Below are 17385 nucleotides of genomic sequence, written 5' to 3' on the forward strand. Positions count from 1 at the left end.
CCGCCACGCCTGCCCCGCTTCAAGCCCCCCGCAGAAAGCGCTTGTCGAGCTCCGCAAGGGAAATCTGGAACCAGGTGGGTCGGCCGTGGTTGCACTGGCCGGAGCGCTCGGTGGCTTCCATCTCCCGCAGCAGCGCGTTCATTTCCGTCACCGACAGGCGGCGATGGGCACGCACCGCCCCATGGCAGGCCAGCGTGGCGAGGAGCTCGTTGCGCCGTTCGGTGAGCACGCGGGATGCGCCCAGTTCGCGGATGTCGCGCAACACGTCGCGGGCGAGGGCTACCGGTTCGGCATCAAGGAGCGCCGCAGGGACGGCCCGCACCGCCACCGAGGTGGGCGACAACACGGCCATGTCGAACCCCAGCTCCGCAAGGAGCGCCCTGTGCTCCTCTACGGTGGCGACCTCGAGGGCGGAAGCCTCCAGGGCCACCGGCACCAGCAGGGGCTGGCTTGCCACCTGCCGCCGGTCCAGGGCCTCTTTGAGCTTTTCGTAAACGATGCGCTCGTGGGCCGCGTGCATGTCCACCACCACTAGCCCCTGGGCGTTTTGCGCGAGGATATAGATGCCGTGCAACTGGGCGAGGGCATAGCCCAGGGGCGGAATCTCCGCCTCGGAAGAGGTGGCGGCCTCGGCCGGTTGCGCAGTGTGGAACAAGGCGTCGTAGAAAGCCAAAGGCTCGGCGGCGGCAAGTCTGAGGTTTGCCTGCTGCGCAAACGTCACGGCGGGCCGCGGCTGGGGCTCCCTGTTCCGGCTTTCGGCAACGGGGGCCATGCCCCTGCCGGCGGGAAGCGACAGTGCCCGCTCTAGGGCATGGAAGACGAACTGATGCACAGCGCGGGCGTCGCGGAAGCGGACCTCGATCTTCATGGGATGGACGTTGACATCCACCGCCTCCGCCGGCAACTGCAGGAACAATACATAGGCCGGGTGACGCTCCAGGTGCAGGATGTCCCGGTAGGCCTCGCGAATGGCATGGGCGAGGAGTTTGTCCCGCACGAAGCGGCCGTTGACGAAAACATACTGCCAATCCCGGCTGCTGCGGGCGTAAGCCGGCAGTGCTGCCAGCCCTTCCAGTTTCAGCTCGCCCGCGCTCGCCTCAATGGGAACACTGGCGCGGGCGAAGTCCTCGCCCGCCAGCGCCGTGATGCGCGCCTCGCGACTGCCGGCACGCAGGTAGAACTGGGCGCGGCCGTTGTGGTGCAGGGTGAAGGCGATGTCGGGGCGGGAAAGGGCGGCGCGGCGGAACATCTCCTCGCAATGGCCGTATTCCGTGGCCTCGCTGCGCAGGAACTTGCGCCGCGCCGGCGTGTTGAAATAGAGATCACGCACCCGCACCACCGTCCCCGGCGCAATGGCCTCGGGACGTGGCGCCGAACGCCACTCCCCTGCCGCTTCCATGAGCCAGCCGTGGCGGTCCTCCCCCCGCCGGCTGGCCACGGACAGCCGCGACACGGCGGCAATGGAGGCCAACGCTTCGCCGCGGAATCCCAGGCTTCTCACCCCTTCCAGATCGGCGAGGGTGGCAATCTTGCTGGTGGCATGACGCGCCAGGGCCAGCGGCAGGTCCTCCACGCCCATGCCCACACCGTCATCGGTCACCTGGATTTCCTTGACGCCTCCCTGGGCAAGGCGCACCTCGATGCTGCCCGCACCGGCATCGATGCTGTTTTCCAGCAGTTCCTTGAGGGCGGAGGCGGGACGCTCCACCACCTCGCCGGCGGCGATCTGGTTGATGAGGAGCTCAGGCAGAAGATGGATGACGGGCATGTCGGCTGGCGCCAAAGCCGACATTATCGCTCGTTTGCTGCCAGCTTGCTGCGCGCCAGGGGTGGGTTGCGGGCGAAATAACGCTTGATGCCGGAGACGATGGCGGCGGCCAGGCGCTCCTGATAGTCCTCGTCGGCAAGGCGGGCTTCCTCGTGGGGATTGGTGATGAAGGCGGTCTCGACGAGGATGGAGGGAATGTCCGGCGCCTTGAGCACGGCGAAGCCCGCCTGCTCCACCTCCGCCTTGTGCAGGCGGTTGATGCCGCCCAGCTCCTGCAGCACGTCCTTGCCCAGCTTGAGGCTTTCGTTGATGGTGGCGGTCTGCGACAGATCGAGCAGGGTGCGTTTGAGATAGGTGTCCTTGACATCCAGATTCACGCCGCCGATCAGGTCCGCCTCGTTTTCCCGCTTGGCAAGCCAGCGGGCCGCGGCACTGGTGGCGCCGTGCTCGGAGAGGGCGAAGACGGAGGAACCCCGCGCTTCGGGATTGATCCAGGCATCGGCGTGAATGGAAACGAAAAGGTCGGCCTGCACGCGGCGCGCCTTGGTCACCCGCTGACCCAGGGGAATGAAATAATCGCCATCGCGGATGAGCACCCCGCGCATGTTGGGGTCCTCATCGATGCGCGCCTTCACCCGGCGGGCGATGGCCAGGGTCACGTCCTTTTCCAGGGTGCCCGCGGCACCGCGCGCGCCCGGATCCTCACCGCCGTGACCGGCATCGATGGCGATGAGGAGAAGCTGGCCCATGTCGTTGCGGCCGGCCGCCTTCTTCCGCGCCTCATGCCGTGCCGGGGCTTCGCCCTGGCGCGGCGGGGCCGGCGCGCGCTCCATCCCCGCGGCCGCCTCGCCGGGGGTGGCCGTCTCCAGCAGGGCAAGCAGCGGGTCCACCGGCTCCCGGGGATAGACATCCACCACCAGCCGGTGGCCATACCCCCCCACCGGTTTGAGGGGGAAGACGGCCGGCCGGGCGGCCACCTTTAGGTCGAACACCACCCGCACCACGCCCGGCTTGAAGCGGCCGATGCGGATGGCCTTCACATAGGGGTCATCGGCGCCAAGGCGGGAGGCCAGGCCCTTGAGGGTCCCATCCAGCGCCACATCCTCCAGATCCAGCACCAGCCGTTCCGGGTCGGGAACGGTGAAGTGGGTATATTTGAGGGGCGCGGCCGATTCCAGGGTGATGCGGGTGTATTCCGCCGCCGGCCAGATACGGGCGGAAACGATGGGGGTGGCGGCAAGGGCATTCCCCCCAAGGGCCGAGAGGCAAAGCGCAGCCAGGCACGCTAGCCATCCTGCTTTCCGCCCTCCAGCTGGTCCAGACATGCTTCCCCCGCTTGCGTATGCGCCACCAACCGCGCCGTGCGCCCCGTGCCGGTTACCGCGAGGTGGATGTGGAGATCCGGCGGGGGCAGCCACGCCCCGGCCTTTTCCGGCCACTCCACCAGGCACACCGCCTCACCGCCGAAGGCTTCCCGGAAACCTGCATCGAGCCATTCCCGCGGATCGGTGAAACGATAGAAATCAAAGTGATACAAGGATAACTTAGAAAAAGGATAAAGTTCAACCAAGGTGTAGGTGGGACTTTTCACCCGGCCGGTGTAGCCAAGCCCCCTCAACGCGCCCCGCACCAGGGTAGTCTTGCCCGCCCCGAGGTCTCCCGACAGGTACACCACCAGCCCCGGAGCAAACCCCTGCGCCAGCGCCGCCCCCAGGGCCAGGGTGGCCGCCTCGTCCGGCAGGGGGCGAATGATTTCCCGCGTCATGGGTCGAAGGGGGTTTTATGATGAGGGACCATGGAAGGGACTTTATCTCCTGCCGCCGGCCTGGGGCCGGAAGAACTTCGCGCGCTGGTGACGCACATCCGCGCCTGGGCCGGGGAATTGGGTTTCTCCGCAGTGGGGATCGCCGACACCGACCTTTCCGCCGCGGAACCGAGACTCGCCGCCTGGCTTGCCGCGGGGTTCTTTGGTGACATGGATTATATGGCAAGGCACGGCCTCAAACGGGCGCGCCCGCAGGAGCTGGTGCCGGGCACGCTGCGGGTGATCAGCGTGCGCATGGACTATCTGCCAAAGGCGAGGGATGCCCGGGCGGTTCTGGCCAACCCCGAGCGCGCCTATGTTTCCCGCTATGCCCTGGGCCGGGACTACCACAAGGTCCTGCGCCAGCGCCTGGAACACCTCGCGCGCCGCATCGCCGCCCACGTGGGGCCCTTCCGTTACCGGGTCTTCACGGACAGTGCCCCGGTGATGGAGGTGGAGCTTGCGCGCAAGGCGGGCCTCGGCTGGCGGGGTAAACACAGCCTGCTTTTGTCCCGCGAAGGCGGTTCCTGGTTTTTTCTCGGCGAAATCTACACCGACCTGCCGCTGCCGGTGGATGCGCCCCTTCCGGATCACTGCGGCACCTGTCAGGCGTGCATGGACGTCTGTCCCACTGGCGCCATCGTCTCGCCCTATGTGGTGGATGCGCGCCGCTGTATTTCCTATCTCACCATCGAACACAAGGGCAGCATTCCCCTGCCCCTGCGCCCGCTGATGGGCAACCGCATCTATGGCTGTGACGACTGCCAGCTTTTCTGTCCCTGGAACCGCTTCGCCCGCCAATCCGCGGTGGCCGATTTCCAGGTGCGCCATGACCTCGATGACGGGGCCCTCACCGAACTTTTCGCCTGGAGTGAAGCGGAATTCGAGATGCGCCTTGCCGGCAGTGCCATTCGCCGCATCGGCCATGAGCGCTGGCTGCGCAACATCGCCGTGGCTTTGGGCAATGCGCCCACTTCGCCGGCGGTGATCGCCGCCCTTGACGCGCGCCGGGATCACCCCTCGGCCCTGGTGCGGGAACACGTGGCCTGGGCGCTTTCCCGCCACGGGCTATAATTCTGTCCTCTCCCATGCATCCCGATCCGCGTTCCCCCATCGGCGTCTTCGATTCCGGCGTCGGCGGTCTCACCGTCGTGCGGGCCCTGATGGAGCGCCTGCCCTTCGAGCACATCGTCTATTTCGGCGACACCGCCCGTGTGCCCTACGGTGTGAAATCGGTGGAGACCATCGCCCACTACACCACCCAGATCGCGGAATTCCTGCTGGAAAAACGGGTAAAGCTGCTCATCATCGCCTGCAACACCATGGCGGCGGTGGCCTCGGGTGTGGTCCGGGACCTGGCACCGGTGCCGGTACTGGATGTGATCGACGCCGGCGCGCTCGCCGCCGCCCGCACCACCCGCAACGGCCGCATCGGCATCATCGGCACGCCCACCACCATCAACAGCAATGCCTATGCCCTGGCCATCCACCGCCATCATCCGGACGTGCGCCTCTATTCCCAGGCCTGTGCCCTCTTCGTGCCCCTGGTGGAGGAAGGCTGGCTCGACCACCCCGTCACACGGCTTGCGGCGCAGGAATATCTGAAGCCGGTGTTGAGCGAGGACATCGACACCCTGGTGCTGGGCTGCACCCACTATCCTTTGCTCAAACCGCTGCTGCAGGAAGTGGCCGGACCGGGGGTGACCCTCATCGATTCCGCCCAGGCCATGGCGGAGCGCACGGCGCTCCTGCTCAAGGAACGCAACCTCGCCAATCCGGAAACCCAGGCGCCCCGTTACGAGTATTACGTCACCGACGTGCCGCTGCGTTTCCAGACCATCGGCGAACGTTTCCTCGGCCGCAGTCTGTCCCCTGTCCACGTGGTGAAATGGTGAGAAGCTCTGCCATGCGTGTATTACTCATCGGCTTCGTCTGTCTGCTTGGCCTTGTTGGCTGTGCCAGCACCACCCAGCCCGGTGCCGTGGGGGTGGAACGCAGCCAATTGCTCCTCATCTCCCGCCAGGATGCCGAGCGCAGCGCCGCCGCCTTCTATGCCCGGGAGAAACAAAAATACGCAGCGAAAAACGCCCTCAACCCGGACCCGGCGCAAACCGCCCGAGTGCGCCGCATCGCCCATGATCTCATTGCGCAGGTGGGGGTGTTCCGGCCGGACGCGGTGAACTGGAAATGGGAGGTCAATGTGCTCAAAAGCGACGAGCTCAACGCCTACTGCGCCGCCGGCGGCAAGATCGCCGTTTACAGTGGTCTCATCGAGCGCCTCAATCTCACCGACGATGAGCTGGCTGCCGTCATGGGCCATGAAATCGCCCATGCGCTGCGGGAACACAGCCGCGAGGCCATGTCCCAGGTGCTGGCGCAGCAGTTGGGAGTAGCGGTGTTGGCCGCGGCCCTGAAGCTGAACAATGTCGGTCAGGACTTGATGGACAAGGCGGCCACCCTCGCCATTGGGCTCCCCAATTCGCGGGAAAAGGAAACGGAAGCGGATCGCATCGGCCTTGAACTCACCGCTCGCGCGGGCTACGATCCCCGTGCCGCCATCAGTGTGTGGAAGAAAATGATGGCCCAGGGGGGCGGGCAGCCGCCGGAATTTCTCAGCACCCACCCCAATCCCGCTTCCCGCCTCCAGGACATCGAGGCGCACCTGCCCCGTGTCCTGCCCCTCTATGAAGAGGCGCAACACAGGGCCAGGAGAGGTGGATAAAAAAAACCGGACGATGCGACCACCGTCCGGTCAGGCTCCCGGATCAAGGAGAGTGCTTCCCGCTGGCAGGTGCAATGTCCCGCACTGCCACTCCCTGTCGATGCAAAGCCCATGCCGAAGGCATGCTGAGCCGGGTGACAGGGCTGTCATGGGCGCAGGGCCCTGAAGGGAAAAGCAAAACTGCCGCCGTGGCGGGCGCCTTGCGCGATCCCGGTCGAGACTGTCCGGGGAAGCCAGCGCAAAATCCTGCCGCAGAGGGTCAATCCCCTGCCGTCTACCGTCAACCCGGAGGGCGCCGACGCCCGGGGCGGAAATAGCTCACATCGTCGTAATATCCGGGCCGCTCGTTGTCGGGCGTCATGCCCGGGAAGCCGAGGACCGGCACCGGCTGCAGATCGGCCGGCCGCGCCAAACACGCCACCGCCTGCGCCACCCCCCCATCGAGCCATGAAAGCTGCGCGGCCGGTTCCCAGCCGAAGAAATCCGGCGCCACCGGAACCAGGATGCCTTTGCCGGTCATGCCCACATAGGGGGCGAGGGCCTTTTCCAAAAGGCCGTGGCCGAAAAGGTAGCAGGCCATGTGGGTGACCACCCGGCTGCGGTGGGTCACAAAGAGGGCCTTCCAGCGGAAAGCCCGCATCATGGCCAACAGCGTCTCATCGGCGCAGACCACGACCACCCCGCTTTCGTCGAATTGGGTGAGGGCATCCTCCACCGGCGAGCGTCCTTTGATTCCGGCCTCAGCCCTTTGCCGTTGCGCCAGACAGTGCCTGCGGTTGAGGGCCGCCTTGCTGCGGGGGAAAGCCGCCCAGACCAGCAGGTTGAAAAGGTCGTGCCAGTTGGCGCCGCGGGTCTGCAACAACCCCTCATGGCCGAGACGGCCTTCGTAGCTTTGCTGCCAGCCTGGCGCCGGCGGCAGGGGCGGTACCACCCGCAGCAAATCCCCCAGGCCACTCACCGGCGGCACGGCAAGGCTTGTCAGAAGCGCCTGGTAATCGGCGTGGTCAGGCCAGCGCCCCGCCGGCCAGTGGATTCCCTCAAGCAGGGGATGGAGTGAGGCAAACAGCGGCCCCCGAAGCAGGGCTGGATTCCATACTGGCGCCATGGTTGAGAATTGTATCCCGCGGCCCTATAAAGAACTTCGTCCTGCGGCCGATTTTTTGAGGCCAGGCAACCCACCCACGGGAGGTCTTATGCAGCGCGATGCCGTCTTCCCCGCCGCAACCCATGGCCTGCTCGCAATCCGCCGCTATGGCCAGAGCATCTGGCTTGACAACCTTTCCCGCACCCTGCTGCGGGAAGGGGGCCTTGCGCGATACATCGAGGCGGATGGGGTGACCGGCGTCACCTCCAACCCCGCCATTTTCCAGAAAGCCATCAGCGACAGTCCCTATTACCGCGACGACATCGCGCGCCTCAAGCAAAGCGGCTTGAGCCCGGAGGAACGCTTCGAGGCCCTAGCCATTCCGGATGTGCGGGAAGCCTGCGACCTCCTGCGCCCAGTGTGGGAGCAAAGGGGTGGCGATGACGGCTACGTGAGTCTCGAGGTCTCGCCCGCCCTCGCCTATGACGAGACGGGAACGGTCGCCGCCGCCGAACGCCTCCACGCCCAGGTGGACCGGCCCAATGTCCTCATCAAGGTACCGGCCACACCCCAGGGGGTGCTTGCCTTCGAGGCCCTCACCGCCCGCGGGATCAGCGTCAACGTCACCCTGATCTTTTCCCTGCTGCAGCACATGGAGGTCATGCGCGCCTATGTGCGGGGCATCGCCCGCTGGATCGAAGCCGGGGGTGACCCGCGCCGTGTCAAATCCGTGGCGAGCATCTTCCTGTCGCGGGTGGACACCTATGTGGACAAGCGGCTCGAAGCCCTCAACACACCGGAAGCCCTCGCCCTGCGGGGCAAGTCTGCCGTCGCCATGGCCAAGGTGGCCTACGGCCGCTACAAGGAACTCTTCCACGGACCGGAATTCGCGCCGCTGAAAGCAGCCGGTGCCCGTCCCCAGTATCCTCTGTGGGCCAGCACGGGCACCAAAAACCCGGCCTACAGCGATGTGCTCTACGTGGAACCCCTGATCGGGCCGGAAACCATCAACACCCTGCCGGATGCCACCCTTGCCGCCTTCCGAGACCACGGCCGCGCCGGGCCCACTCTGGAGGAAAACGCCGAACAGGCCCTCAACGACTACCTCACGCTGGAACGGCTGGGCATCAACATGCGGGATGTGGGCAGCGAACTGCAGGTCCAGGGCGTCAAACTCTTCCAGGATGCCTTCGACCAGTTGATCGCGTTGCTGCGCTGAAAAACACCGGCGGCACCGGGAAGGCTTTCTGCAAAAGCGCCGCCGCGTCCCTTCCAACTTCCTCCCCCGCGAACGGCGGCTCACCCCTCTTTCGGCGATGCAGACGGCAAGGCAATCCCGGGGGAGGCGCTGAAGCTCCGGGCAGCCCTGTTCTCCAGCAATGATGGGCAAAACCCCAATGGCGATCTCGCTGGGGCCTTCTACGCGCCCGCCCGGCCGCGGGCGCGGCCGCGCAGGAAATGGAAAAAGCCCGGCATGAGGGACACCGCGACGATGCCCAGGATGACCAGGGTGAGGTGGTCTTTGATGACGGGGACGTTGCCGAAAAAGAAACCCGCCCACACCAGGGAATTGATCCAGAGGATGGCGCCGGCGGCGCTGAAGGCGACGAAGCGCCCATAGGACATGCGGCCGATGCCGGCGACGAAGGGGGCGAAGGTGCGCAGGATAGGGAAGAAGCGGGCAAGGAGAATGGTCTTGCCGCCGTGGCGCCGGTAGAAGGCTTCGGTTTTTTCCAGGTGGGCGCGGTTGAGCCAGCGCGCCCCGCCACGAAACACCCGCGGTCCCAGGAAGCGCCCGATCCAGTAATTCGTGTTGTCGCCCAGAAACGCGGCCGCCATGAGCACCACCACGAGTGTCACTACGTCGATGCCATTGGCCACCGCCAGGGCGCCAGCGACGAAGAGCAGCGAATCACCGGGCAGAAAAGGGGTCACCACCAGGCCTGTTTCGCAAAAGATGATGAGAAACAGCACCAGGTAGAACCAGCTGCCGTAGTTCTCCAGCAGCCAGACCAGATGCTGGTCCAGATGCAGCAAGATGTCGATGAACTGGGTGATGAGTTCCACGGTGTTGCCAGCCTGATCGAATTTGGGTGCCAATCCTGCCCCGGCGCACCCCTAGGGCAGACGGAAAGACAAAGCCCTGGCCCCGCGTCCCCTGCCAAAGCCCTGGTGAAGCTACGCCTCGAAACGTCCCGTCTAGGGGAGCAACTCCGCTTCCTGCTTCTTCTCCGGCTTGATGAAGGCTTCGCGGGAGATACCGAGCCAGAGGACGATGGGGCTGGCCACCAAAATGGAGGAATAGGTGCCGACGACGATGCCGATGGTCAGCGCCAGCGCGAAGTAGAAGAGGATTTCGCCCCCCAGGAAGAGCACGGAGAACACCATCATCTGCGTGGTGACATGGGTCATGATGGTGCGCGACAGGGTTGCCGTGATGGCGTTGTCGATGATTTCGGCCAGCGTGCCCTTGCGCATCTTGCGGAAGTTTTCCCGGATGCGGTCGAACACCACCACGGTGTCGTTCACGGAATAGCCAAGGATGGCCAGCACCGCCGCCAGCACGGTGAGGGAGAATTCCCATTGGAAGGCGGCGAACATGCCGATGATGATCACCACGTCGTGCAGGGTGGCGGCAATGGCGGCGATGGCGAACTGCCACTCGAAGCGTACCCACAGGTAGATGACGATGCCGATGGAGACCAGCAGCAACGCCAGCGAGCCGTCGTAGAGCAGCTCCTGCCCCACCTGCGGGCCGACGAATTCCACCCGCTGCAGGGTGACGTCGGGACTTTGCGCACGCAGCACCTGCATGACCGCTTCGGAAACCTGCGCCGTGGTCAGCCCGGGCTTCACCGGCAGCCGCACCAGCACATCGCGCGCGGTGCCGAAGTTCTGCACACTCGCTTCGCCATAACCGTGTGCGGCAAGCTGGGCGCGGATTTTCTGCAGCTCCGCCGGCGCCGCATAACGCACCTCGAGCACGGTGCCACCGGTGAAATCCACGCCAAGGTTGAGCCCCTTCCAGACGAGGAAAAAGACGGCAAGCAGGAAGGTGGCCAGGGAGACGAAGGAGGTCACCTTCGCATATTTCATGAAGGGGATGTCGCGCTGGATCCGGAAGAATTCCATGACTGCCTTTCCGCCTGTGCCTTAGCCGATGGCAAGTTTCGCGATGCGCTTCATGCGGCCGTAGGTGAGGTTGACCACCGCCCGCGACACCGTCACCGCGCTGAACATGGAGGTGAGGATCCCCAGGCAGAGGGTCACGGCAAAGCCGCGCACCGGCCCTGACCCCAGCCAGAAAAGGAAGAAGCCGGCGATGAGGGTGGTGATGTTGGAATCGAAAATGGTGTCCCAGGCGCGGTCGTAGCCGGCGTTGATGGCGGCCTGGGGGCTCACGCCGTTGCGCAGCTCCTCACGGATGCGCTCGAAGATGAGCACGTTGGCATCAATGGCCATGCCCACCGTCAGGGCGATGCCGGCAATGCCGGGCAGGGTGAGGGTGGCCTGCAGCATGGAAAGCAGGGCGACGAGGAGCATGACGTTGACCGCCAGGGCGAAGCTGGCGATGGCGCCGAAGACCTGGTAGTAGAAGATCATGAAAACGACGATGGCGACGAAGCCGACCAGGGTGGAATAGAAGCCGCGGCGGATGTTGTCGGCACCGAGGCTCGGCCCCACCGTGCGCTCCTCGATGATCTCCATGGGTGCGGCCAGCGCCCCGGCACGCAGCAGCAGCGCGATGTCGTTCGCCTCCTGGGTGCTGCGCATGCCCGTGATCTGCACCCGGCCGCCCGGAATTTCCGTCTGGATGACGGGGGCGGTGACCACTTCCGCCTGTCCTTTTTCGATGAGCAGGATGGCCATGCGCTTGCCCACGTTCTCGCGGGTGAGGTGCTGGAAGATGCGCGCCCCCCGCCCGTCGAGGGTCATGTGCACCGCCGGCCGGCCATGCTCGTCGAAGCCGGCGCTGGCATCGGTGATGTACTCGCCGGTGAGCACCACGTTTTTGCGCACCAGCACCGGCTGGCCGTTGCGTTCCCGCAGAAGCTCCGCGCCCAGGGGGATCTGGCCGGCGAGGGCGGCGGCAATCTCCGCATCGGTGAAATCCGCCATGCGCAGCTCCAGGGTCGCGGTGCGCCCGAGGATCTGCTTGGCCCGCGCCGTATCCTGCACGCCGGGCAACTGGACGACGATGCGATCCTCACCCTGCTGCTGGATGATGGGCTCGGCGACCCCCAGCTCGTTGACCCGGTTGCGCAGGGTGGTGAGGTTCTGCTTGAGGTTGAGCTCCTGCCGCCGTTTGAGGGCCTCGGGCTTCAGGGTGGCCACGAGATAGGGCTCGCCCGCCCGCTCCTCCTCCCGCAGGAGCAGATCGTCCACCTTGCCGGCAATGAGCTCCCGGGCTTTCGCCCTTTCCGCGGCGGTGGAAAATTTCACCTCCACCGCCTGCCCCTGACGGCTCACGCCGAGATACTGCACCCGGTTTTCCCGCAGCAGACTGCGCACATCCGAAGCATAACGGTCGATGACCCGGTCGAGGGCGGTCTTCATGTCCATCTGCAGCAGGAAGTGCACGCCACCGCGCAAATCCAGGCCGAGGTACATGGGTTGGGCGTGGATCGCGGCAAGCCAGGCCGGTGAGCGGGAAAGCAGGTTCAGCGCCACCACGTAATCGGGACCCAGCTTCTCCTCGAGGACCGTCTTCGCCTTGAGCTGGGTCTCGGTGTCGGCGAAGCGCACCTTGACGGTGTTGACGTCGAGCTGGGCCGCCTCAAAGGGGAGGCCGGCGGTCTTAAGCACCGTCTCCACCTGGCCGAGGGTGGTGGCATCCACCTTGAGCACGGGGTTGGCCACGGAGACCTGCACCGCCGGCGATTCTCCATAGAAATTGGGCAGGGTGTAGAGCACGCCCACCACCAGGATGACGGCGACGAGCACATATTTCCAGACCGGGTAGCGGTTCATGGCGCGCGGTGAAGGAGGGACAAACCCATCAGGCGGCGCTCTTCAGCGTGCCCTTGGGCAGCACCGCCTGGATGGTGGGTTTTTGCACCTGCACCACCACTCCGTCGGCGATCTCCAGGGAGACATATTGGTCGCCCACCTTGGTCACCTTGCCCAGCAGGCCGCCCGCGGTCACCACCTCGTCGCCTTTCTGCAGGGCGTCGAGCATTTTTTTCTGTTCCTTGGCGCGTTTCATCTGCGGCCGGATGAGCATGAACCAGAAGAGCACAAAGATGACGATGAAGGGCAGCAGACTCATGAACGGGTCTGGCTGCTGGGCAGCAGGTGCGGCGTAGGCAGGCGCGATGATCACGGCAGTCTCCGGAAAACTGGGTTGGCCGTCCCGTGCGCGTCACGCAATCGGGACACCTCGGGTTTGATAAAGCGCGCATTCTAGCACGAAGCCCCCGCCGCCCGACGGGCGCGGAAGGCCGCCACGTATTGCTCAAGGCGGCCCGCGGCGATGGCCTCGCGCAGCTCCCCCATGAGGGTCTGGTAGAAGTGGAGGTTGTGATGGGTATTGAGCATGGCGCCGAGGATTTCGTTGGTCTTGTCCAGATGGTGGAGATAGGCGCGGCTGAAATGGCGGCAAGTATAGCATTCGCACTCCTCGTCCAGGGGCCGGGTGTCCATGCGGTGCACGCTGTTGCGGATCTTGATGTCGCCAAAGCGGGTGAACAACATGCCGTTGCGCGCATTGCGGGTGGGCAGCACGCAGTCGAACATGTCCACCCCTTTGAGCACGGCCTCGACAATGTCCTCCGGCGTGCCCACCCCCATGAGGTAACGCGGCTTGTCGGCGGGCAGCCGCGGGGCGAGGAAGTCCAGGATGCGGGCCATGTCCTCCTTGGGTTCCCCCACAGACAGACCACCGATGGCATAACCGTCGAAGCCGATTTCCAGCAGACCCGCCAGGGATTCCGCGCGCAGATCCTCGTACATGCCCCCCTGTACGATGCCGAAGAGGGCATTGGGATTGTCGCCATGGGCGCGCCTGGAGCGCGCCGCCCAGCGCAGGGACAGACGCATGGAAGCGGCAGCGGTGGCGTGATCCGCCGGATAAGGGGTGCACTCATCGAAGATCATCACGATGTCCGCACCCAGCACGCGCTGGATGCGCATCGATTCCTCCGGCGATAGGAAACAGGCCTCCCCATTCACCGGCGAGCGGAAATGCACCCCCTCTTCCGTGAGCTTGCGCAGGGCACTCAAACTGAAGACCTGAAAGCCGCCGGAATCGGTGAGGATGGGCCCGTCCCAGCCCATGAAACGGTGCAGGCCGCCGTGGGCGGCAATCACCTCGAGGCCGGGACGCAGGTAGAGATGGAAGGTGTTGCCCAATACAATCTGCGCCCCCACCTCCCGCAGCGCATCCGGCCGCATGGCCTTCACTGTGCCGTAAGTGCCCACGGGCATGAAGGCGGGCGTGTCCACCACACCGTGTGCCAGGGTCAGCCGGCCCCGGCGCGCGCGCCCTTCCTCTGCCAGCACCTCGAACTTCATTGCGGCGCCCGCTCGATCAAGGTGGCATCGCCATAGCTGAAGAAGCGGTAGCGGGCCTCCACCGCGTGGGCATAGGCCCGTTTCAGGATCTGCGTGCCGCCGAAGGCACAGACCAGCATGAAAAGCGTGGAGCGGGGCAGATGGAAATTGGTGAGCAGCCGGTCCACCACCTGGAAACGGAAACCCGGGAGGATGAAGAGATTGGTTTCCCCCCGCCCGGCGATGAAGGTCCCCCCGCTGGCCGCCGCCTCCAGCGCGCGCAGGCTGGTGGTACCCACGGCGAGCACCCGCCCGCCGGCGGCGCGCGCCGCGGTGATGGCCGCCACCGTCTCCTCCGGCACCTCGTACCATTCGCTGTGCATGGTGTGTTGCCGCACGTCCTCCACCCGCACCGGCTGGAAGGTTCCCGCCCCCACGTGCAGGGTGAGGCGGGCAAGCTTCACCCCGCGGGACTTGAGCTCATCCAGCATCGCTTCATCGAAATGCAGCCCCGCCGTGGGTGCTGCCACCGCACCGGGACGGCGCCCATAGACGGTCTGGTAGCGTTCTTCGTCGAGGTCTGCCGGCGGCCGCTGGATGTAGGGCGGCAATGGCAGGCTGCCGTGTTTTTCCAGCCAGTCGAGAAAGGGTGCCGCCGCCTCCAGGTGCACGCGGTAAAACTCCCCCTGCCGTTCCTCCACCAGGAGGGCGCTGTCCTCCCCGACCCGCAGCAGGCTGCCGGGCCTGGGCGCGTGGCTTGCCCGCATCAGGGCAAGCGCGTGGTGATCATCGAGCACCCGCTCGATCAACACCTCCACGCGTCCGCCTGTTTCCTTGGTCGCCATCACCCGCGCCTTGATCACCCGCGTGTCGTTGAAGACGAGCACATCACCCGCCCGCATCAGGGAGGGCAGATCGGCGAAGGCGCGGTCGGCAAACTGTCCCGTGCCCCCGTCGATGTGGAGCAGGCGGCTGGCGCGCCGCCGCTCGGCGGGATACTGGGCGATGAGCTCGGCGGGCAGAAAAAAATCGAATTCGGAAATGTGCATGGAAGGCCGCGGCGACAAGGAGCGGGCATTATAGCGGAGGACGCCATGCGGCTTGCCCCAGCCCCCCTTTCCCCGGATAATCTGCGCCTCCATCGCCTGCGGGCGCAAAGGCAAGGGAAACGCTTCCCCAGCTCTTCTCTCCGGCGCGCATGCCACCCGGCCGGGATGGCGGAATCGGTAGACGCAGCGGACTCAAAATCCGCCGGTAGCGATACCATGAGGGTTCGAGTCCCTCTCCCGGCACCAGTTCACACCGCGCTCCCTGGTCCCGGCCGCCCCCATTGCAGCGTTTTATCCCGTACCCCGCCGCACATTGGGAGGCAGCGCCACGGTTGGCGCGCAAAGATCTACAAGATCGGGAGGTCTTCCCGCAAGGGTGGCGCTTACGCCATCTGCACAGGGATGCGGTCGCGCCGGTCGATGATGCGGTTGTGTTCGTCCACGTAGATGAGCTGCGGGGCGTATTTCAAAAGCTCCAGCTCGTTGTAGAGGGCATAGGCGGCGATGATGATGATGTCGCCGGGTTTTGCCTTGTGGGCGGCGGCGCCGTTCACCGAGATGATGCCGGAGTCCCGCTCGGCACGGATGGCATAGGTAGTGAAACGCTCACCATTGGTGACGTTGTAGATTTCGATCTGTTGGTATTCGCGGATGTCCGCGGCTTCCAGCAGGGCCTCGTCGATGGCGCAGGAACCCTCGTAGTGCAGCTCGGCATGCGTCACCCGCACGCGGTGCAGCTTCGATTTCAGCATGGTCCTTTGCATGATCGCCCCCGTCTCAGAGGTGGAAAGGGAGGCGGATTATACCCTCTCGCCCCTCAGGCCGGAAGCGCAGGGCCAGGCACCTCGACGTTGTCGATGAGGCGGGTGTCCCCCAGCCAGGCGGCCGCCAGCACGACGAACTGCCGGGTCTGCGCGCCAGGCACGGCAAGGGTGGCTCCATCGCGCACAGAGACATAATCCACGCGCCAGCCGTGGGCCTCCAGTTCGCTACGGGCGTTGGCTTCGATGAGGGGGAAATCCCGATCGCCCCTGCCGATTGCCTCCGCCGCGGCACAGAGGGTGCGGTAGAGGCGTGGTGCCTCGGCCCGTTCGGCGGCCGAGAGATAGGCATTGCGGGAAGACAGCGCCAGCCCGTCTTCGGCGCGCACCGTCTCCCCCGCCACGATCTGGATGGGGAAGTTGAGCTCCCGCACCATGGTGCGGATGATGAAAAGCTGCTGGTAATCCTTCTTGCCGAAGACGGCCACGGTGGGCTGCACGATGTTGAACAGCTTGGCCACCACCGTGGCCACACCGCGGAAATGTCCCGGGCGGAAGGCGCCGCACAACTCGTCGGCCACCGGCGGCGGCAGGATTTCCGTCTGTTGCGGGGTGGGATACATTTCGGCCACCGTGGGCGCAAACACCACGTCGCAGCCGATGACTTCCAGCTTCGCGCAATCCTCGGCCAGAGTGCGTGGATACCGGTGGTAATCCTCGTTGGGGCCGAACTGCAGGGGATTGACGAAGATGCTGACCACCACTGTGTCGCCATGGGCACGCGCCAGCCGCACCAGTTCCAGGTGACCTTCGTGCAGATTGCCCATGGTGGGCACGAAGGCGATGCGGCCGGCCTCGCTCAAGCGTTCGTCCAGGGCGTGGATGCTGGCGATGACGTCCATGATTCAGTCGAAACCGTGCTCGGCAGCGGGAAAGCTGCCGTCCTTCACCGCCCGCACATATGCGGCGACGGCGGCCTCGATGCTATCCGCCCCCGGCATGAAGTTGCGCACGAAGCGGGGTACCCTGCCGCCATAGATGCCCAGCATGTCGTAGAGCACCAGGACCTGGCCACTGCAATCCGGTCCGGCACCGATGCCGATGGTGGGCGCGCTGATGGAGGCAGTGATGCTCCGTGCCAGTGCGCGCGTGGTCATCTCCAGCACCATCAGCCCCACCCCCGCCTGATCCAGGATGCGCGCATCGGCCAGCAGTTGCGCCGCTTCCGCCTCCTCCCGCCCCTGCACGCGCCAACCGCCCACCTGGTGCACGGATTGGGGCAGCAGCCCCAGATGGCCGCAGACGGGAATACCCCGTTCCACCAGAAAGCGCACGGTCTCCTCCATCACCCGGCCGCCCTCCAGCTTGACCATGTGGGCGCCGGCACGCATGAGCCGCGCGGCGCTGGCAAAGGCCTCCTGCGGCGAGCCCTGGTAGCTGCCGAAGGGCAGATCGGCGATGATGAACGCCCGGTTCGATCCCCGCGCCACACAGCGGGTGTGATACTCCATCTCCTCAAGGCTCACCGCCAGGGTGGAATCCCGCCCCTGCAGCACCATCCCCAGGGAGTCCCCCACCAGGAGCACATCCACGCCCGCCGCCTCCAGTAGCCTGGCAAAGCTTGCGTCATAGCAGGTCAGACAAGCGATGCGCTCGCCGGCGCGCGCCATCTGCCTGAGTGTGCTGAGGGTGTGGCGTGCCATGT

17 protein-coding genes and 1 tRNA gene are annotated in these 17385 nt (G+C 65.6%); 5 read left to right on the forward strand and 13 right to left on the reverse strand.

What is annotated here, in order from left to right; translation table 11 throughout:
• Positions 1-19: 19 nt before the first annotated feature.
• The 3 genes from mutL to tsaE are packed head-to-tail and all read right to left on the reverse strand — an operon-like array spanning position 20 to position 3533.
• Complete coding sequence (gene mutL, locus K6T56_08505) at positions 20-1792, reverse strand: DNA mismatch repair endonuclease MutL (protein ID MCL6556385.1); 1773 nt, start codon at positions 1790-1792, stop codon at positions 20-22.
• Entirely contained in the window at positions 1792-3093 is a 1302-nt protein-coding gene (locus tag K6T56_08510; GenBank protein MCL6556386.1) for an N-acetylmuramoyl-L-alanine amidase, read from the reverse strand. The genes mutL and K6T56_08510 overlap by 1 nt, the downstream gene beginning before the upstream one ends.
• Positions 3054-3533 (reverse strand): tRNA (adenosine(37)-N6)-threonylcarbamoyltransferase complex ATPase subunit type 1 TsaE, encoded by a 480-nt coding sequence (gene tsaE, locus K6T56_08515; protein MCL6556387.1) that lies wholly within the window; start codon positions 3531-3533, stop codon positions 3054-3056. Before tsaE ends, K6T56_08510 begins: the two co-directional genes overlap by 40 nt.
• A 30-nt stretch (positions 3534-3563) precedes the next feature.
• Between tsaE and queG the strand changes: the two genes are divergently transcribed.
• The 3 genes from queG to K6T56_08530 are packed head-to-tail and all read left to right on the forward strand — an operon-like array spanning position 3564 to position 6294.
• Positions 3564-4646, forward strand: a complete 1083-nt coding sequence (gene queG, locus K6T56_08520; GenBank protein MCL6556388.1) for a tRNA epoxyqueuosine(34) reductase QueG — start codon at positions 3564-3566, stop codon at positions 4644-4646.
• Between the two features lie 14 nt (positions 4647-4660).
• A complete protein-coding gene (murI, locus tag K6T56_08525) occupies positions 4661-5467 on the forward strand; it encodes a glutamate racemase (protein ID MCL6556389.1) in 807 nt (268 codons plus the stop codon).
• Positions 5461-6294, forward strand: coding sequence for a M48 family metallopeptidase (locus K6T56_08530; GenBank protein MCL6556390.1), 834 nt, complete (start codon positions 5461-5463; stop codon positions 6292-6294). Before murI ends, K6T56_08530 begins: the two co-directional genes overlap by 7 nt.
• Positions 6295-6574: 280 nt before the next feature.
• On the opposite strand, the gene K6T56_08535 is transcribed toward K6T56_08530, so the two are convergent.
• Positions 6575-7399, reverse strand: coding sequence for a DUF3025 domain-containing protein (locus K6T56_08535; protein ID MCL6556391.1), 825 nt, complete (start codon positions 7397-7399; stop codon positions 6575-6577).
• Between the two features lie 88 nt (positions 7400-7487).
• On the opposite strand from K6T56_08535, the gene tal reads away from it, so the two are divergent.
• Positions 7488-8597, forward strand: coding sequence for a transaldolase (tal, locus tag K6T56_08540; protein ID MCL6556392.1), 1110 nt, complete (start codon positions 7488-7490; stop codon positions 8595-8597).
• Positions 8598-8797: 200 nt separating this feature from the next.
• Here tal and K6T56_08545 read toward each other — a convergent pair whose 3' ends face one another.
• The 6 genes from K6T56_08545 to queA form a co-directional block, all read right to left on the reverse strand.
• Positions 8798-9445, reverse strand: a complete 648-nt coding sequence (locus K6T56_08545) for a DedA family protein (protein ID MCL6556393.1) — start codon at positions 9443-9445, stop codon at positions 8798-8800.
• A 132-nt stretch (positions 9446-9577) separates the two neighbouring features.
• The gene (secF, locus tag K6T56_08550) at positions 9578-10510 is read right to left on the reverse strand and encodes a protein translocase subunit SecF (GenBank protein ID MCL6556394.1); all 933 of its coding nucleotides are present in this window, start codon (positions 10508-10510) and stop codon (positions 9578-9580) included.
• Positions 10511-10531: 21 nt separating this feature from the next.
• Positions 10532-12349 (reverse strand): protein translocase subunit SecD, encoded by a 1818-nt coding sequence (gene secD, locus K6T56_08555; protein ID MCL6556395.1) that lies wholly within the window; start codon positions 12347-12349, stop codon positions 10532-10534.
• A gap of 28 nt (positions 12350-12377) precedes the next feature.
• Complete coding sequence (yajC, locus tag K6T56_08560; protein MCL6556396.1) at positions 12378-12701, reverse strand: preprotein translocase subunit YajC; 324 nt, start codon at positions 12699-12701, stop codon at positions 12378-12380.
• 80 nt (positions 12702-12781) lie between these two features.
• A complete protein-coding gene (gene tgt, locus K6T56_08565; protein ID MCL6556397.1) occupies positions 12782-13891 on the reverse strand; it encodes a tRNA guanosine(34) transglycosylase Tgt in 1110 nt (369 codons plus the stop codon).
• Positions 13888-14919 (reverse strand): tRNA preQ1(34) S-adenosylmethionine ribosyltransferase-isomerase QueA, encoded by a 1032-nt coding sequence (gene queA / locus K6T56_08570; protein ID MCL6556398.1) that lies wholly within the window; start codon positions 14917-14919, stop codon positions 13888-13890. The genes tgt and queA overlap by 4 nt, the downstream gene beginning before the upstream one ends.
• Before the next feature lie 159 nt (positions 14920-15078).
• Here queA and K6T56_08575 point away from each other — a divergent pair.
• Positions 15079-15165: transfer RNA gene (locus K6T56_08575), tRNA-Leu, on the forward strand.
• Between the two features lie 137 nt (positions 15166-15302).
• On the opposite strand, the gene K6T56_08580 is transcribed toward K6T56_08575, so the two are convergent.
• The 3 genes from K6T56_08580 to panB are packed head-to-tail and all read right to left on the reverse strand — an operon-like array spanning position 15303 to position 17383.
• Complete coding sequence (locus K6T56_08580) at positions 15303-15683, reverse strand: aspartate 1-decarboxylase (GenBank protein ID MCL6556399.1); 381 nt, start codon at positions 15681-15683, stop codon at positions 15303-15305.
• Between the two features lie 53 nt (positions 15684-15736).
• Positions 15737-16582 (reverse strand): pantoate--beta-alanine ligase, encoded by an 846-nt coding sequence (gene panC / locus K6T56_08585; GenBank protein MCL6556400.1) that lies wholly within the window; start codon positions 16580-16582, stop codon positions 15737-15739.
• A gap of 3 nt (positions 16583-16585) precedes the next feature.
• On the reverse strand, positions 16586-17383 hold the full coding sequence (panB, locus tag K6T56_08590) for a 3-methyl-2-oxobutanoate hydroxymethyltransferase (GenBank protein MCL6556401.1): 798 nt from the start codon (positions 17381-17383) through the stop codon (positions 16586-16588).
• Between the last annotated feature and the right edge of the window lie 2 nt (positions 17384-17385).

It is taken from the genome of Burkholderiales bacterium (assembly GCA_023511995.1).
In the GTDB taxonomy this organism is placed as follows: domain Bacteria; phylum Pseudomonadota; class Gammaproteobacteria; order Burkholderiales; family Thiobacteraceae; genus Thiobacter.

Excerpts from the sequence above, each read along its gene's own strand:
- mutL (MCL6556385.1), bottom strand. The coding sequence starts at position 1,792 with ATGTCGGCTTTGGCGCCAGCCGACATGCCCGTCATCCATCTTCTGCCT.
- K6T56_08510 (MCL6556386.1), bottom strand. The coding sequence starts at position 3,093 with ATGTCTGGACCAGCTGGAGGGCGGAAAGCAGGATGGCTAGCGTGCCTG.
- tsaE (MCL6556387.1), bottom strand. The coding sequence starts at position 3,533 with ATGACGCGGGAAATCATTCGCCCCCTGCCGGACGAGGCGGCCACCCTG.
- queG (MCL6556388.1), top strand. The coding sequence starts at position 3,564 with ATGGAAGGGACTTTATCTCCTGCCGCCGGCCTGGGGCCGGAAGAACTT.
- murI (MCL6556389.1), top strand. The coding sequence starts at position 4,661 with ATGCATCCCGATCCGCGTTCCCCCATCGGCGTCTTCGATTCCGGCGTC.
- K6T56_08530 (MCL6556390.1), top strand. The coding sequence starts at position 5,461 with ATGGTGAGAAGCTCTGCCATGCGTGTATTACTCATCGGCTTCGTCTGT.
- K6T56_08535 (MCL6556391.1), bottom strand. The coding sequence starts at position 7,399 with ATGGCGCCAGTATGGAATCCAGCCCTGCTTCGGGGGCCGCTGTTTGCC.
- tal (MCL6556392.1), top strand. The coding sequence starts at position 7,488 with ATGCAGCGCGATGCCGTCTTCCCCGCCGCAACCCATGGCCTGCTCGCA.
- secF (MCL6556394.1), bottom strand. The coding sequence starts at position 10,510 with ATGGAATTCTTCCGGATCCAGCGCGACATCCCCTTCATGAAATATGCG.
- secD (MCL6556395.1), bottom strand. The coding sequence starts at position 12,349 with ATGAACCGCTACCCGGTCTGGAAATATGTGCTCGTCGCCGTCATCCTG.
- tgt (MCL6556397.1), bottom strand. The coding sequence starts at position 13,891 with ATGAAGTTCGAGGTGCTGGCAGAGGAAGGGCGCGCGCGCCGGGGCCGG.
- queA (MCL6556398.1), bottom strand. The coding sequence starts at position 14,919 with ATGCACATTTCCGAATTCGATTTTTTTCTGCCCGCCGAGCTCATCGCC.
- K6T56_08580 (MCL6556399.1), bottom strand. The coding sequence starts at position 15,683 with ATGCAAAGGACCATGCTGAAATCGAAGCTGCACCGCGTGCGGGTGACG.
- panC (MCL6556400.1), bottom strand. The coding sequence starts at position 16,582 with ATGGACGTCATCGCCAGCATCCACGCCCTGGACGAACGCTTGAGCGAG.
- panB (MCL6556401.1), bottom strand. The coding sequence starts at position 17,383 with ATGGCACGCCACACCCTCAGCACACTCAGGCAGATGGCGCGCGCCGGC.